13 protein-coding genes are annotated in these 14,339 nt (G+C 58.8%); 10 read left to right on the forward strand and 3 right to left on the reverse strand.

Annotation, left to right across the window (positions count from 1 at the left end):
* Nucleotides 1-239: 239 nt before the first annotated feature.
* A complete protein-coding gene (locus D7241_RS08320) occupies nt 240-1,961 on the forward strand; it encodes a protein kinase domain-containing protein (protein ID WP_408101080.1) in 1,722 nt (573 codons plus the stop codon).
* On the opposite strand, the gene D7241_RS08325 is transcribed toward D7241_RS08320, so the two are convergent.
* Complete coding sequence (locus D7241_RS08325) at nt 1,947-2,282, reverse strand: hypothetical protein (protein WP_408101081.1); 336 nt, start codon at nt 2,280-2,282, stop codon at nt 1,947-1,949. The two genes, D7241_RS08320 and D7241_RS08325, sit on opposite strands and share 15 nt — an antisense overlap.
* A gap of 241 nt (nt 2,283-2,523) precedes the next feature.
* Here D7241_RS08325 and D7241_RS08330 point away from each other — a divergent pair, with 241 nt between their 5' ends.
* Nucleotides 2,524-3,972: an FAD-dependent oxidoreductase gene (locus D7241_RS08330; RefSeq protein ID WP_408101082.1), complete on the forward strand. Its 1,449-nt coding sequence runs from the start codon at nt 2,524-2,526 to the stop codon at nt 3,970-3,972.
* On the opposite strand, the gene D7241_RS08335 is transcribed toward D7241_RS08330, so the two are convergent.
* Nucleotides 3,969-4,622, reverse strand: coding sequence for an acetoacetate decarboxylase family protein (locus D7241_RS08335; RefSeq protein WP_408101083.1), 654 nt, complete (start codon nt 4,620-4,622; stop codon nt 3,969-3,971). The two genes, D7241_RS08330 and D7241_RS08335, sit on opposite strands and share 4 nt — an antisense overlap.
* Before the next feature lie 133 nt (nt 4,623-4,755).
* Here D7241_RS08335 and D7241_RS08340 point away from each other — a divergent pair, with 133 nt between their 5' ends.
* Nucleotides 4,756-5,064, forward strand: coding sequence for a hypothetical protein (locus D7241_RS08340; protein WP_408101084.1), 309 nt, complete (start codon nt 4,756-4,758; stop codon nt 5,062-5,064).
* A gap of 306 nt (nt 5,065-5,370) precedes the next feature.
* Nucleotides 5,371-6,048, forward strand: a complete 678-nt coding sequence (locus D7241_RS08345; protein WP_408101085.1) for a TIGR04211 family SH3 domain-containing protein — start codon at nt 5,371-5,373, stop codon at nt 6,046-6,048.
* Between the two features lie 25 nt (nt 6,049-6,073).
* On the opposite strand, the gene D7241_RS08350 is transcribed toward D7241_RS08345, so the two are convergent.
* On the reverse strand, nt 6,074-8,191 hold the full coding sequence (locus tag D7241_RS08350) for a putative bifunctional diguanylate cyclase/phosphodiesterase (RefSeq protein WP_408101086.1): 2,118 nt from the start codon (nt 8,189-8,191) through the stop codon (nt 6,074-6,076).
* A gap of 647 nt (nt 8,192-8,838) precedes the next feature.
* On the opposite strand from D7241_RS08350, the gene D7241_RS08355 reads away from it, so the two are divergent.
* The 6 genes from D7241_RS08355 to D7241_RS08380 are packed head-to-tail and all read left to right on the forward strand — an operon-like array spanning nt 8,839 to nt 14,294.
* Nucleotides 8,839-9,690 (forward strand): STAS domain-containing protein, encoded by an 852-nt coding sequence (locus tag D7241_RS08355; protein WP_408101087.1) that lies wholly within the window; start codon nt 8,839-8,841, stop codon nt 9,688-9,690.
* The gene (locus D7241_RS08360; protein ID WP_408101088.1) at nt 9,690-10,052 is read left to right on the forward strand and encodes an STAS domain-containing protein; all 363 of its coding nucleotides are present in this window, start codon (nt 9,690-9,692) and stop codon (nt 10,050-10,052) included. The genes D7241_RS08355 and D7241_RS08360 overlap by 1 nt, the downstream gene beginning before the upstream one ends.
* The gene (locus tag D7241_RS08365) at nt 10,049-10,453 is read left to right on the forward strand and encodes an anti-sigma regulatory factor (protein ID WP_255976680.1); all 405 of its coding nucleotides are present in this window, start codon (nt 10,049-10,051) and stop codon (nt 10,451-10,453) included. Before D7241_RS08360 ends, D7241_RS08365 begins: the two co-directional genes overlap by 4 nt.
* Entirely contained in the window at nt 10,450-11,460 is a 1,011-nt protein-coding gene (locus tag D7241_RS08370; RefSeq protein WP_408101089.1) for an ATP-binding protein, read from the forward strand. The genes D7241_RS08365 and D7241_RS08370 overlap by 4 nt, the downstream gene beginning before the upstream one ends.
* Nucleotides 11,453-12,316 carry a sensor histidine kinase gene (locus tag D7241_RS08375; protein ID WP_408101090.1) on the forward strand — a complete coding sequence of 288 codons (864 nt, stop codon included), beginning with the start codon at nt 11,453-11,455 and terminating at the stop codon, nt 12,314-12,316. The genes D7241_RS08370 and D7241_RS08375 overlap by 8 nt, the downstream gene beginning before the upstream one ends.
* Nucleotides 12,306-14,294: a response regulator gene (locus D7241_RS08380; protein ID WP_408101091.1), complete on the forward strand. Its 1,989-nt coding sequence runs from the start codon at nt 12,306-12,308 to the stop codon at nt 14,292-14,294. Before D7241_RS08375 ends, D7241_RS08380 begins: the two co-directional genes overlap by 11 nt.
* Nucleotides 14,295-14,339 lie beyond the last annotated feature (45 nt).

A 14,339-nucleotide genomic window follows, 5' to 3' on the forward strand; every position in this document is an offset into this window, starting at 1 on the left:
CACCGAACGTACCTGAATTACCTCCTACGCATCGCTGACCCAGCCACATCGGATTTGGCCAGCTCGGACTGCCCCCTCTCCCCTCCGGAGAGAGGGCTGGGGTGAGGGGCTGCGGTGACTAAAACGGTTGACGATCTCTCCTTCAGGCAAGACGCGCGAAGCGCCGCACAGCCAGGATGTATGAAACGTTGCTGTTTAACTCTAAGAATTCATTACAGAGAACTCGTCGATTGCAGCAGATGAGCAGTCAACTCAAGGTCTCGGTGGGCCAACACACCGACAAGGGTCGCAAGGAAAGCAATCAGGATTTCCACGGCGTCTACATTCCCAAAGAACCCCAACTGAGCAGCAAGGGCATCGCCATCGCGCTCGCCGACGGCATCAGCAGCAGCGCCGTCAGCCATATCGCCAGCGAATCGGCAGTCACCGGCTTCTTTGCCGACTATTTCTGCACCTCTGACGCCTGGTCGGTAAAGACCTCGGCGCAACGCGTACTGATGGCGACCAACTCCTGGCTGCACGCACAAAGCCAGCAGAGTCAATACCGCTACGACAAGGATCGCGGCTACGTCTGCACCTTCAGCGCCATGGTCATCAAATCGACCACCGCGCACCTGTTCCATGCTGGCGACTCACGCATCTATCGCGTCCTGGGCAATGCGCTGGAGCAGCTGACCAACGATCATCGGATGTGGGTCTCGGAAGACAAGAGTTACCTGAGCCGGGCGCTGGGCATTCATCCACAGCTGGATCTGGACTATCGCGCCGAACAGGTCGAGGTGGGCGATACCTTTATTCTGGCAACCGATGGTGTCTACGAATTCCTCAGCGCGTCGGTCATGCTCGAAGCCATCGCGCGCAGTCCGGAAGATCTCGATGCAGCCGCTCGGGAAATCGTCGCCCAGGCGTTGCAACAGGGCAGCGACGACAACCTCACGGTACAGATAGTGCGCGTCGATGAGCTACCGATCAGGGCGGCGGACGAACTCTACCTGCAACTCACCGAACTGCCCTTCCCACCCATTCTCGACGCGCGAGCCCGGTTCGACGGCTACACCATTATTCGCGAAGTGCACGCCAGTAGCCGTAGTCACGTTTACCTCGCGACCGACGACGACAGCCAAACGCCGGTGATCATCAAGACGCCGTCAATCGACCTGCAACGGGACGCGCAATACCTCGAGCGCTTTCTTACCGAAGAATGGGTCGCGCGGCGCATCGAAAGCGCCCATGTGGCCAAGCCATGTGTGCAGACTCGCAAGCGCAACTTTCTCTATAGCGTGACCGAGTTCGTCGAAGGCCAGACGCTGACCCAATGGATGATCGACCACCCCAGGCCGGACCTGGAAACGGTTCGCGGTATCGTCGAGCAGATCGCCAAAGGGCTACGCGCGTTTCACCGACTGGAGATGCTGCATCAGGACCTGCGGCCGGAAAACATCATGATCGACACCACCGGCACGGTGAAAATCATCGATTTCGGCTCAACCCGTGTCGCCGGCATCATGGAGATTGCTTCACCCATCGAACGCGGCGATCTGCTCGGCACCGCTCAATACACCGCGCCGGAATACTTTCTCGGCGAAGGCGGGACGCCCCGCTCGGATATGTTCTCGTTGGCGGTTATCGCTTATCAGATGCTCACCGGCCACCTACCCTACGGCACCGCAGTCGCCCGCTGTCGCACCCGCGCGGCGCAGAACAAGCTCAGCTACAGCCCGATCCGCGCGCATGACCGCGAGGTACCGGCATGGATCGACGATGTGCTGCGCAAAGCGCTGCACACCGACCCATACAAGCGCTACGAGGACCTGTCTGAGTTCGTGTTCGAGCTGCGCCAGCCCAACCAGGCCTTTCTCAACAAAGCCCGGCCACCACTGATGGAACGCAACCCGGTGTTGTTCTGGAAAGCCGTTTCGCTGGTATTGGCAATAACGGTGGCGGTGCTACTGAGACGATGAAGGACGGTGCGGCGCGTACACATTGAGTGCAGAATCGTCATGGCCATCCTTCGACGGATCGAGAATCCAGCGAAGTTGCATTACCAGTTCCTCACAATTCTCGCCGCGCTGCAGCCAGTCATGAAAGGCGATGCGTGATGCGGTGAGCGCAGTCTCGGCGGCTTCGTCGATGCCATTTTCCGGAGTGCCGGGCTGCCATTGGTCGAACAACGATTTGAGTGCATGTTGCGCCTCGTCCGCACCCAGCTCCCCGTCCGACCAGCGTGACGTGATGTCCTGGGCTTTCTGTAGGGCTGACACCGAAGGGCTTGGCGACTCCATTGGACGACCTCCATGCAATAACTGTGGCCGTTGGACACGCATCGAACCGGCTGAATTCGCACCCACCCATCGATTCGTCTGCCCTGCCGATGCGCCAGTAATCGGTGCCGGCCGGCTGGTCGTGGGAACAACCGCCGATGCGCGGCTGCCACACATGTGCTGTCTGCTGCTTCTGGCCTGCTCGGCCAGTAGCACCCACTCCTCGACATCACTCACCGACAAGGCGAGGCCGCCCGGTTTCATGACCCAAATATCCCGATCTGCCGACCCGCCGTTCGATGTGGTTGTTGTCGGTTCCGGCATTGCCGGTCTGTCGTGTGCATCGTTGTTGGCTGAAGCCGGGCAACGCGTGCTGATGCTGGAGGCCAGCGATGTGCCCGGCGGGCGAGCCAGGAGCTGGGCCGATCCGGCCACCGGCGACAGCGTCGATATTGGCCCGCATGTATTGCTGAACAAATATCCGAACATGCTGGCGATGCTCGAACGCCTCGGCACGTCCGATCAGGTCTGCTGGCAGACAGAAGAGTTGCTGACCGTTCTCGACAAGCATCGACACATCCGCTTCAAGGTCGGTGGTCTGCCAGCGCCCCTGCATTACATGCGTAACCTGCCGCAGGTCCTGCCTAGCGTCCCGTTGCGTCGGCTGCTCAGCAACGTTCCGCTGGCCTGGCGCACCATGCGCAGCTCGCCCAGCGAACTGATGGCCCTCGACGACCGTACCGGGCGTCAGTATCTGCTCGATAACGGCGTCAGCCCGAGCTTCATCGACTGGTTCTGGGCCTCGGCCTCGATGGCGATACTCAATCTGCCAGTCGAGCAGTGCTCGGCCGCATCGCTGATGCGCCTCTTGGCGCAAGGGCTCGGCCATAACGACCTTGCATTTGGTTTTCCGAAGGTCGGGTTGAGCGATCTCTATGCTTGGCCGGCGATTCGTTGCCTGGAGCGCCACGGGGGCGAAGTCAGATTCAGCTGCGCCGCCGCTGGCCTTCATCGGCGAGACGATATCGTCGCAGGCGTAACGCTTGCCGACGGTACGGTTATCCCCGCGTCAGCGGTAGTTCTCGCGGTTCCGCCCACCTCCATCAGCGGCCTGCTGCCAGAAGAGCATCCGCTGGTTGCGGTTGCCGGACGCTTCGAACCCAGCCCCTATATAAGCTGCTACCTCTGGTTCGACCGTGCACTCACCACGGCGCGGTTCTGGGCGAGGCCATGGTCACCGGAGAGCTTGAACACTGATTTCTACGACCTGGCGAATATTCGCCCGAGCTTGCCCGGAGCCGGAGCGATGATCGCTACGAACATCATCTGGAGCCACCGCACGGCTGGCCTGTCGGATCAAGCGATCATCGAGGCAACCATCGGCGAGATTGGCGACTTCGTGCCGGAAGTTCATCAGGCGCGGTTGGTTGCCTCGTCGGTGCACCACATTCCAATGTCGATTCCTTGCGCGCGACCTGGCGTGGAAACCGCGCGGCCCGCTACTCGTCTTGAAAAAGGTGTATTCCTCGCGGGCGACTGGGTCGACACCGGCCTGCCCTTCTGTATGGAGAGCGCCACCCGTGCCGGCGCACTTGCCGCCGAGGCGATATTGGCCGACCAAGGCAAGCTGGTTCGACTGGCGCACCCGACACCGGTACCGGGCGGGCTCACCAAGCTGGTGCGAAAGCGTGATGACGGTGCCGGTTTCTAGACGCCGAAACTCGCCTGCAACTCACAAACCCGGATGCTCAATAACGGCTTGCGCCCATACAAGAAACCGAGCGGGCTCGACGCGGCGAACTCCCAGCGCGCTCGCCCCACCAAGATTTTCCCAGCAACAGCGCAACGTGTGCGCAACGGCCCTCCCCGCCCCGGCTGGATGACGAAACCGCTGACTGCCAGCCGGCCTGGAAGTGCCGTCTTAGGGTCGAACTGTAATGAGGCCATCCTTTCGTCGGTGATGAACATTCGGCCCGTAAAGCTTTGTTCGTCATCGCGACACTCGGTTTCGAAACGGGCAATTTTCTTAGGGATGTGCCACAGATGGCGACCACCGGCAGCGGCGATCGGGTCATTGACCCAGATGTCCTTCACCATACCCGCGGGCATGAGCAAGCCTCTGCCGCGTACCAGCACTACAGTCGCCAATTCGTCGTACCGCAGCGTGCCCCCGCTATAAGTTGCAAACACCGTGGCGACCAGTACATGACCCGCAACGCTGATATAAGGGATGCCGGCTGCGGCTACTGGCAGCTCGGCAGCCCGAGCACGCCAAAGCGACAGGCATGCCGAGCCGTGAAGTTCCCAGGGTGCCGCCGGCACCGAGAGCGCGTCGTTTGTCTGAAGTGTCTCTTCCGCCATGGTCGGTGCCCGGCTTCCGGATGATGCAGCCTTGCAACCAGTCGACACCGCCAAACAGGAGTCGATCCTTCAGGGCGTCGCGAGGCGACGCTTGTGGTCGAAGTGACGAAGCCATTCTGCTCCGGGGTCCGCCATGCATCTGATCCAGCTTTTGCTTCCTCTATATGACAACGACGATCGGCCGCTGCCCAAAGCACTATTCAGTGACGTTCGCCGCGAACTGATCGAACGCTTCGGCGGATTGACTGCCTATACCCGAGCGCCGGTCGATGGGCTCTGGCTGGAGGACGGCGAACATGCCGTACGGGACGATCTGGTGATTTATGAAGTGATGGCGCCCAAGCTCGATCGGGCGTGGTGGCAGGATTATCGATCCTCGCTGGAGACTCGCTTTCGGCAGGAACGAATAATGGTCCGTGCGCATCGCGTCAACCTGCTATGAACGAACCTGACTGCGAAACGGTGATTGCCGAGCGGTCTTCGCTCAGGCAGCCATGCACAACCGTATGAAATTTTAGTGAACTTTGTGAGCGTCGCGCTGTCTCTCCTGCTGCAGGATCACAGGGACGACGGCTGATGGGCCATGCGCCCATTAACGGGAGAAGGCATCTCCCCCTCGCGAACAGCCCGTATCCCATAGACGTTGAGACTGCCCTGTTGCAGCCAGCTGGCGGAACATCGCCAGGCCAGGTTCATTTTTCCGGCCCGTTCACCGGGGCCTTCATTTTCAGTCCACATGAAGACCACCATGCCCATATCCCGTCATCTCGTTGCACTTCTTTCCCGTGTTTCCGGGTCCACCACGCAGCGTCAGGCTTTCCGTGCGGGCCTGTTCGGCACGCTGCTGGCGTTCATAGTGCCCGCTCAGGCCCAGCAAGCGGTCAACGAACGCTGGGTCAGCGACAGCCTGAACACCTACGTACGCAGCGGTCCGACCGACGGCTATCGCATCGTCGGCAGCCTCACGTCTGGGGAGAAGGTCGAACTACTCGACACCCAGGGCGACTACAGTCAGGTTCGCGGCGAAAATGGCGACCGGGTCTGGATCCGCAGCAGTGATCTACAAGACATGCCCGGCCAGGCGGAGCGACTGCCGGAACTGGAGCAAAAGGTCGTCGAACTCAGCGAAGAACTGAAAACCATCGACGACAACTGGAAGGCTCGGGTGCTGGGCATGCAGGAGACGCTTGATTCACGCAAGGCGCTGATCGACGAGCTTGAAGCGCGCCGCAAAGCTCTCGACGAAGCCCTCACCGTCACCGAATCGGAACTGCGCGACGCCCAGGCACGCCTCGGCGATGAGAACAATCAGGTCCTGATGCGCTACATGGTCTACGGCGGCAGCATTGCCGGCGCAGGTTTGCTGGCTGGATTGATCCTTCCAGCCATGACCCGTGGCCGCAAGCGCAACGACCGCTGGTTCTGACGGGCCAGGCTTTTTCTAAAGGGATTTAGCTGGGCACCAATATCTTTGGTTCGACGGCGGTGGTTGCCGACAGCCCTGGTCGCGTCTGTCCGACGCGCTCAAGGATTTGGCCAGCTGTCATTGGCCGATCGAGCAAGAAGCCCTGCAGCGTTTCACAACCGAGACCCGTAAGAAATTCCTGTTGCTCTTCGGTCTCCACGCCCTCGGCGACGATTTCCAGCCCCAGCGCCTTGCCCAACGCAATGATCGCCGACACGATCATTGCGTCCTCGTTGCCGGCGCTCATCTCCTTGACGAAAGCACGATCGATCTTCAGCTCACTGGCTGGCAGACGTTTGAGATAGAGCAGGCTCGAATAACCAGTGCCGAAATCGTCGATGGATGCCTTTACGCCAAGTTCAGTGAGCCTTTTCAGCGTTTCAATGGTGGTTTCCGGATTGCGCATGGCAACGGTTTCGGTGACTTCGACGGTCAGCATCGTCGGTGGGATGGAATGGCGACCGATGGCCTCGGCCACCACACCGAGCAGATCCGGCTGTTCGAATTGCACGGCGGAAAGGTTGACCGCGATGGTCCAGTGGCAGAAGCCCTGTAGGTGCCATTCGTGTAATTGCCGGCATGCCTCGTCCAACACCCATTTGCCCATCGGTACGATCAGACCGGTTTTTTCAGCCAGGGGCAAAAATGCGTCAGGGTAGAGCAAGCCGCGCTGTGGGTGTTCCCAGCGCAACAGCGCCTCAAAGCCTCGCACGGGGCCATCCGGCGCCTCGAATTTTGGCTGGTAATGCAGGCGCAGCTCACCGTGCGATTCGGCCATTTTCAGATCATGCAGCAGCTGTAGCTGCTCGGCAGCGTTGGCATTCATCGATGCTTCAAAGAAGCTGTAACCGTTCCGGCCGGCGCTTTTGGTGTGGTACATGGCCGCATCGGCATGCAGCAGCAGGTCACGTTCGGTCTCGCCATCACCCGGATACACTGCGATGCCGATGCTGAGCGAAACACGCAACTCATAACGCGACAGCACAAAAGATTCATCGATGCTCTGCACTAACTTGTCAGCCAGTGTCGCCGCATCATCCGGACCGGCGATCGATGCCAGCAACACGAACTCGTCTCCGCCAAGCCGCGCCAGCGTGTCCTGAGCACGAATGCACGAACGCAGCCGCTCGGTAACGCTGACCAGCAGTTCATCGCCGATGTGGTGGCCGTAAGCATCGTTGACGGCCTTGAAACCGTCCAGGTCCATGAACATCACGGCGAAGCAGGAGCGCTCGCGCTCGGCGATCCTGAGCGACTGACTCAAGCGATCCTCTAGCAACAGGCGGTTGGGCAGCCGGGTCAGATTGTCATGAAGCGCCAATTGGATCAGCTCACTATTGGCCTTTTCCAGCGAGCTGGCGAGTATCGAGGTGCGCGCCTGCAAGCGGCCGTCCAAAACCGAGACGATCAGCGTAATAGCCAGCACGCCCAGGGTCAGAACGATAACCAGCAGTGCCAGCCAGTTGGTGTCCACGCCGGTATTGGAAGCGCTGCAGAAACTACCTTCAGGAAAGCTCGCCGCAGCCATCCCGGTGTAGTGCATGCCGGCAATCGCAAGCCCCATTACCAGCGCGGCCATTCCTCGCCAGAGCTTCAGATGCGACACGTTCGCGCGCAGGCGAAATGCCAGCCACAGCGCAGCAGCGGATGCCAGAATCGCCACCACCACCGAGGCAATCAGCCAGCCAGCGTGATAGACGATTCCCGGCTGCATGCGCAGCGCGGCCATACCGCTGTAATGCATCGCAGCAATGCCGGAACCGATCAGAATCGCGCCTTGCGCCAAACGCACCCAGGGCAGTGCCCGCTGACAAACCAGCCAGAGCGCGATTGCCGACGCCGCGATGGAAATGACCAGAGAGCCGGCGGTTATCAGCGGATCATAGCCAAGCGGAATCGGCAGACTGAAGGCCAGCATGCCGATGAAATGCATCGACCAGATACCCAACCCCATGGAGAATGCGCCGCCGATCAACCACAGCCGGGCAGCGCGACCCTCGGCCGTTGCGACCCGTCCAGCCATGTCCAGCGCGGTATAGGAGGCAAGCACAGCGACAACGAACGAGAAAAACACGAGGATGTTGTTATAGCTACCAACCAGCATGGCCTGGGTTCCTGAAAAGGATGCGAAGCTTGACCGAACAGTCAATAAGGGCTAAGTGCCATCATTTTGGCATGATAACCGAATGAAGGCCGCTAACCTTCAAAACACATTTCATCGTGCTAGTTCATCGTTCCAAAAACAGCTTTCTAAAGCGAAGAAAATGACCATCTGCCAGGCGGTCATTCAGCGAGCCTTTGAAAAATCAAATAGACAAAGGTGTGCTCGTTGCGAAGAACGTTACCCTCAGCCTGGCGTAACGAGCGCGGCGGATGTGTTGGCGCCCTTCATCCCACTAGGTTGTTGCGAACCCTGGCGTCAGAAAAAAGGGGGTTATGATCCTTGACCGAGCTGTGAACATGAGGCGAAATGTGATGCTGTTCCGATAGGTGATCAGACTGACCTCGGCGAGACACCAGTCTCAAGCAACTCATCGTCACATCACATATGACTGAATCAAGCGTTATTACTCAAGACGCTTGCGTTTATTTAGAGCTCAGTGCTCGGCGAGTTGCAGCCCGCTGACCGTTGAATAAGCAGCTGGCGTTCAATCCGGAAAATTCCACGTTATGGAAGCGGAACGTCCGCAACCAAGCAGAATCCTATCCGCATGCAACAACCTAGCATGCCCTATCAAGGAACTAGCGCTAATGGCTTTATTGCAGGAACGCACACTCAACGTCATCGCCAGCAAGCAGACGGAACTGCTCAACAAGTGGACGTCTGAATTGGAATCCGGCGGCATGTACCGGACCCTCAAGACAGACGATCTTCGCCAACAAACGGCCGACTTCATTCGCTTTCTGATCGCAGGCGCCGGCAGAACCAACTCAGGTGACGTCAGGGACGCTAGCTGGGATGAAATGCGTCTGTTCCTCGAAAAACTGTCGCATAGCCGAGTGCAACTGGGCTTCGATTCACAACAAACCGCAGGCTTCATCTTTTCGATCAAACGAACTCTGATGCCGCTGTTGCAGGAAGAGTATGCCGACGAACCGGCTTTGCTAGCCGAGCAGCTTTGGGCTCTGTCCGAACTGGTTGACGAGCTCGGTTTGTACACGGTGCGTGTATTCCAGAAATCTCGCGAGGCCGTGATCAAGCGTCAGCAAGAGGAACTGCTCGAGCTGTCCACGCCGGTTGTAAAGCTGTGGGATGGCGTGCTGGCGCTGCCCATGATCGGCACCCTCGATTCGCAACGCACCCAGGTGGTGATGGAATCGTTGTTGCAGCGAATCGTCGATACTGGCTCGGAAATAGCCATCATCGACATCACTGGCGTGCCTACGGTGGACACATTGGTGGCACAGCATCTGCTCAAGACCGTCACGGCGATTCGCCTGATGGGCGCTGACTGCATTATCAGTGGCGTACGTCCGCAGATAGCCCAGACAATCGTTCACCTCGGACTCGATCTGCAAGGCATCGTGACCAAGGCATCACTTGCCGATGCGCTGGCACTGGCCTTACGCCGCTCCGGCCTCACTGTAACCAAGGCCGTGTAATGGAGCGTATTCCTATATTGCGAATGGGCGAGTTTTTACTCGTCACCATTCAAGTCGACATGCATGACCAACTGGCCATGACCTTGCAGGACGACCTCGCCGAGCGCATCAGTGCGACTTCGGCCCGTGCCGTACTGATCGACATCTCTGCTCTGGACATGGTCGATTCGTTTATAGGCCGGATGATCAGCTCGATCTCCGGCCTATCCAGCATCATGGATGCCGAGACCGTAGTGGTCGGAATGCAGCCGGCGGTAGCAATTACGCTCGTCGAACTAGGCCTGACGCTGCAGGGTGTCAGCACTGCGTTGAATGTCGAGAGAGGTATGCAGCTGCTGCATAAACGGATGGCCGAAAAATGACCGTTCGCACCAGCGGTAGCTTGCCGGTACGCCTTGAGCAGGACGTGGTGCTTGCCCGTCAGGCGGCCCGCCGATTGGCACAGGATTGCGGCATGCGCCTGATCGACCAAACGAAACTGGTTACTGCCGTAAGCGAGCTGGCCCGTAATACGGTGGTCTACGGCGGCGGCGGCGATATGGATTGGGAAGTCATTGACGAGGGCCCTCGCACCGGTATCCGTCTGACGTTCCGCGATGAAGGTCCCGGCATAGCCGACTTAAAACTGGCCATGACCGACGGCTGGACATCCGGCGGAGGTCTCGGACTCGGGCTGACCGGTGCAAAGCGACTAGTGGATGAGTTCGAACTCGATAGCACCCCAGGCATTGGTACTCGAATCAGTATCACAAGATGGTCATGAACCTCTACGGCTCGCTGACAACGGTATTACCGATCGAGGACAGCAGCCAGGTAGGTCACGCACGCCGCGTTGCGCAGCGCCTTGCTGAAAGCCTGGATTTCGGCGACACCGATGCGGGGCGTGTCGCGCTGGCAGCCACGGAGCTGGCTACCAACCTACTCAAGCATGCCCACCATGGTGCTTTGCACCTGCGCTCGATACCCGCGAGTACCGGCTTTGGTATCGAGATCATTGCGGTGGATCGCGGGCCGGGATTTAACCTCAGCGAATGCCTGACCGATGGCTTTTCCACGGGCGGCACGCAAGGCACAGGGCTAGGCGCCTTGATGCGACAGGCGCAGTGCTTCGATGCGTACTCGGATAGCCGAGGATCGGCCGTGCTCGTTCAGCTATATCCACGCAACGTCTCGGCGCTGCCTTTGCGTGTTGGAGTTAATCAACATTCCTTGGCTGACGATCCGGCGTGTGGCGACACGTGGCACTTGGCGATCGACGAACACCGGATCAGTGCTCTAGTAATAGATGGCATCGGTCACGGAGCAGATGCGCAAGAGGCCAGCGCTGCCGGCGCCATCGTATTCGCAGCGGAGCCCTTCGCCGAGCCGGAAACCAGTATTGCTGACATGCATCAGGCGATGTCTGGTACCCGCGGCGGAGCCGCAGCCGTCGCGCTGTTCGATGCTCGCCTCAAGACCTTACGCTTTGCCGGCATCGGCAACATTGGCGCCAGTCTGCTCAGCCCGGAAAAAGGTCGTGGCCTGGCCTCGCACCCGGGAATAGTCGGTTCGCATTTTCGGAAAGCGCGCGCCTTCGACTATCCCGTTGAAGGTGACCATCTGCTGATCATGTACAGCGATGGGCTGCAATCACGCTGGGACCTGCGCGACTATCCTGGTTTGGTGCACCGACACCCAGCTCTTATTGCAGCCCTGTTGCACCGTGATTTTTGTCGCGGCCGCGACGATGTGACTGTTTTGGTGATTGCCTTGGAGGCGTCTCGTGACTGACTCGACCGTCTATAACGACGCAGAGATCGAAAGACTGCGCAGCGAGAACGAGTCGTTGCGCGCTGAGCTCGAAGAAACCAACCAGGGCGTGCTGGCGCTGTATGCCGAGTTGGACACCCAAGCCGAGCAGCTACGCCAAGCGTCCGATCTGAAAAGCCGCTTTTTGTCCTATATGAGTCATGAGTTCCGCACGCCCTTGGGCTCGATTCGCAGCATCACGCGGCTACTGAGCGACGAACTGGACGGTCCGCTAAGCGACGAGCAACACAAACAGGTTGTATTCATCAGCGGCGCCGCCTCCGAACTGAGCGATATGGTCGATGATCTCCTCGACTTGGCGAAAATCGAGGCGGGTCGCATCACCATCTCGCCGGCGTGGTTCGATATGTTCGACCTGTTCGCAGCCTTGCGCGGCATGTTTCGTCCGATCGTCGATGGTAATTCGGTGGATTTGATTTTTGAGGAGCCGCAAGACATTCCTCGGCTCTACACTGATGACAAGAAGCTGGCGCAGATTCTGCGCAACTTCATTTCCAATGCATTGAAGTTTACCCAACATGGAGAGGTGCGCATTTCCGCACGACCTGAAGGTGAGCGAGAGGTCCGCTTCGCCGTCACTGACAGCGGCATCGGTATTCCTGCGGAGCTGCACGGCAACTTGTTCGAGGACTTCGTGCAGATTGACTCGCCTCTGCAGAAGCGCCTGCGAGGGACAGGATTGGGTCTGTCGCTATGCAAACGCTTCGCCGGGCTACTTGGCGGTCGCGTCGGTTTGGAAAGCACCCCCGGCGTTGGCTCGACGTTTTTCGTGATTATTCCCCTCGCCATTTCTGCGGAGCCGGTCGATGGAGCATAAATCCAGACTGCTAGTGGTTGATGACAATGCTGCTACGCGTTACGCGATACGTCGGGTACTGGAGCGGCATGGCTATGCCGTGCTCGAAGCCGGTACCGGCTTCGAAGGTCAGACCATCATTGCCAACGATGAGGTTGATGCGCTGATTCTCGATGTAAACCTGCCGGACATGAGCGGCTTCGATATTGTCCGACAATTGCGTGCGGATGACTGCACGCGGTTGCTGCCTGTCATTCACGTGTCCGCGGCATCGATCCAGACCGGCGATATGATCACTGGCCTCGACGCGGGCGCGGATGCCTATCTCATTCACCCGGTCGACCCGGACGTGCTCCTCGCTACGCTGCGCACGCTGTTGCGTGTTCGCGATACCGAGCATGCATTGCGTGAAAGCGAAGCACGCTTCCGGGAAATTTTCGCCAACGTGGCAGCACCAATTGGCGTTATCGATACACGTCTGCAAATCCATGAGAGCAATCAGGCATTCGAAATGCTGCTGGGCGATCGACGGGATTCTTCGGCATTGATTGCATGCCTCGCGGAAAACCAGGAAGACAAGCTGCAAAAGCTGCGCGAAAGTTTGGAAAGTGGCATGCGTTGGAGCGATACGCTGACCATGCACGTAGCTGGCGAACTGCGCGAAACGAAATGGCAACTCTCACCCTATCGCGCGTTTGAACTTGGCCTGATATTCGTCGAGGACGTCACCGAGCAACTCCAGCGCGAACGCTCGCAACTGCAGCAGCTCGATAACGTCAACAGCGAGTTGGCGCGTGAAGTGGCCGAACGCGTACGCACCGAAGCGCAATTGATGCAGGCGCAGAAGATGGATGCGCTGGGCAAATTGACTGGCGGCATCGCTCATGACTTCAACAATCTACTGACCGGCATCATTACCGGTATCGAGCTGCTCAAACAGCGGCTTCAGCAAGGGCGTAACGACGCGGTATTACGCTTCGCTGACACTGCGTTGAGTTCCGCACGGAGCGCAGCTTCGATGACCAACCGCCTGCTGGCTTTTGCACGCCAGCAGCCGTTGGATTCTCGACCTGCTGACCTCAATGACGAGATTCGCTCTCTCGAAGAACTGTTACAGCGCACCATTGGCGAACGCATCAGGCTGAACCTGGATCTTTACGAAGCCGGCATGTTCGCCCAGGTGGACGCCAATCAGCTGGAAAGCGCCGTGCTCAACCTCGTCATCAATGCGCGTGACGCACTACCTCAAGGCGGCACCATCACCATCCGAACCGCGGCACTGCGATCGGAAGGAAATGCCGACCTGGCCGATGGCGACTATGTCACGCTGAGTGTCAAAGACGATGGTACCGGCATCGACCCAGAGGTTATTGGCAAAGTTTTCGAGCCGTTCTTTACTACCAAACCGCTTGGCCAGGGCACCGGCCTCGGCCTTTCGTCGATTTACGGCTTCGCCCGCCAATCCGGCGGCGAAGCGCGGATTAACAGCGTCGTTGGTCAGGGCACAGAAGTGACTCTGGTACTGCCCGCCGCCAGCGAAACCATCCGCATATCCGAGCCAAACGACGACATGCCGCAGGGCTATGGCGAGCATGTGTTGATCGTTGAAGACATGCCAGCCGTGCGCATGTTAGTCACCGAAATGCTGGAGGAAGCGGGCTACCGCTGCAGCGGGGTTGGTGATGTCGCGACAGCGCTATCGGTACTGCAGGAAGATCTCAGCATCGATTTGTTACTAACGGATGTCGGCTTACCGCAATTGTCCGGACGTGAGCTAGCCGATGCGGCTCGTGTTCATCGCCCCACCCTGCCGGTATTGTTCATGACGGGATATGCAGAAAATGCAGTGCGTCGTGACCGTTTTCTCGCGGAAGGAATGGACATGGTGGTTAAACCTTTCCAAATTAACGAGCTGCTCGGCAAGGTGCGCCGGATGATCGACGTGTATGCATCGAGCCATACCCCATCGCTGCAAAACACCAAATTTGTCCAACGGTAGCGGCCTTACCCCAGCGAGTCCTACTAAGGTCAGAATCGTCGAGGT

The organism is Stutzerimonas sp. VN223-3, from assembly GCF_045999685.1.
GTDB lineage: Bacteria > Pseudomonadota > Gammaproteobacteria > Pseudomonadales > Pseudomonadaceae > Stutzerimonas > Stutzerimonas stutzeri_AR.

Excerpts from the sequence above, each read along its gene's own strand:
- D7241_RS08340 (WP_408101084.1), top strand. The coding sequence starts at position 4,756 with ATGCATCTGATCCAGCTTTTGCTTCCTCTATATGACAACGACGATCGG.
- D7241_RS08355 (WP_408101087.1), top strand. The coding sequence starts at position 8,839 with ATGGCTTTATTGCAGGAACGCACACTCAACGTCATCGCCAGCAAGCAG.
- D7241_RS08380 (WP_408101091.1), top strand. The coding sequence starts at position 12,306 with ATGGAGCATAAATCCAGACTGCTAGTGGTTGATGACAATGCTGCTACG.
- D7241_RS08365 (WP_255976680.1), top strand. The coding sequence starts at position 10,049 with ATGACCGTTCGCACCAGCGGTAGCTTGCCGGTACGCCTTGAGCAGGAC.
- D7241_RS08320 (WP_408101080.1), top strand. The coding sequence starts at position 240 with ATGAGCAGTCAACTCAAGGTCTCGGTGGGCCAACACACCGACAAGGGT.
- D7241_RS08360 (WP_408101088.1), top strand. The coding sequence starts at position 9,690 with ATGGAGCGTATTCCTATATTGCGAATGGGCGAGTTTTTACTCGTCACC.
- D7241_RS08335 (WP_408101083.1), bottom strand. The coding sequence starts at position 4,622 with ATGGCGGAAGAGACACTTCAGACAAACGACGCGCTCTCGGTGCCGGCG.
- D7241_RS08350 (WP_408101086.1), bottom strand. The coding sequence starts at position 8,191 with ATGCTGGTTGGTAGCTATAACAACATCCTCGTGTTTTTCTCGTTCGTT.
- D7241_RS08330 (WP_408101082.1), top strand. The coding sequence starts at position 2,524 with ATGACCCAAATATCCCGATCTGCCGACCCGCCGTTCGATGTGGTTGTT.
- D7241_RS08325 (WP_408101081.1), bottom strand. The coding sequence starts at position 2,282 with ATGGAGTCGCCAAGCCCTTCGGTGTCAGCCCTACAGAAAGCCCAGGAC.
- D7241_RS08345 (WP_408101085.1), top strand. The coding sequence starts at position 5,371 with ATGCCCATATCCCGTCATCTCGTTGCACTTCTTTCCCGTGTTTCCGGG.
- D7241_RS08370 (WP_408101089.1), top strand. The coding sequence starts at position 10,450 with ATGAACCTCTACGGCTCGCTGACAACGGTATTACCGATCGAGGACAGC.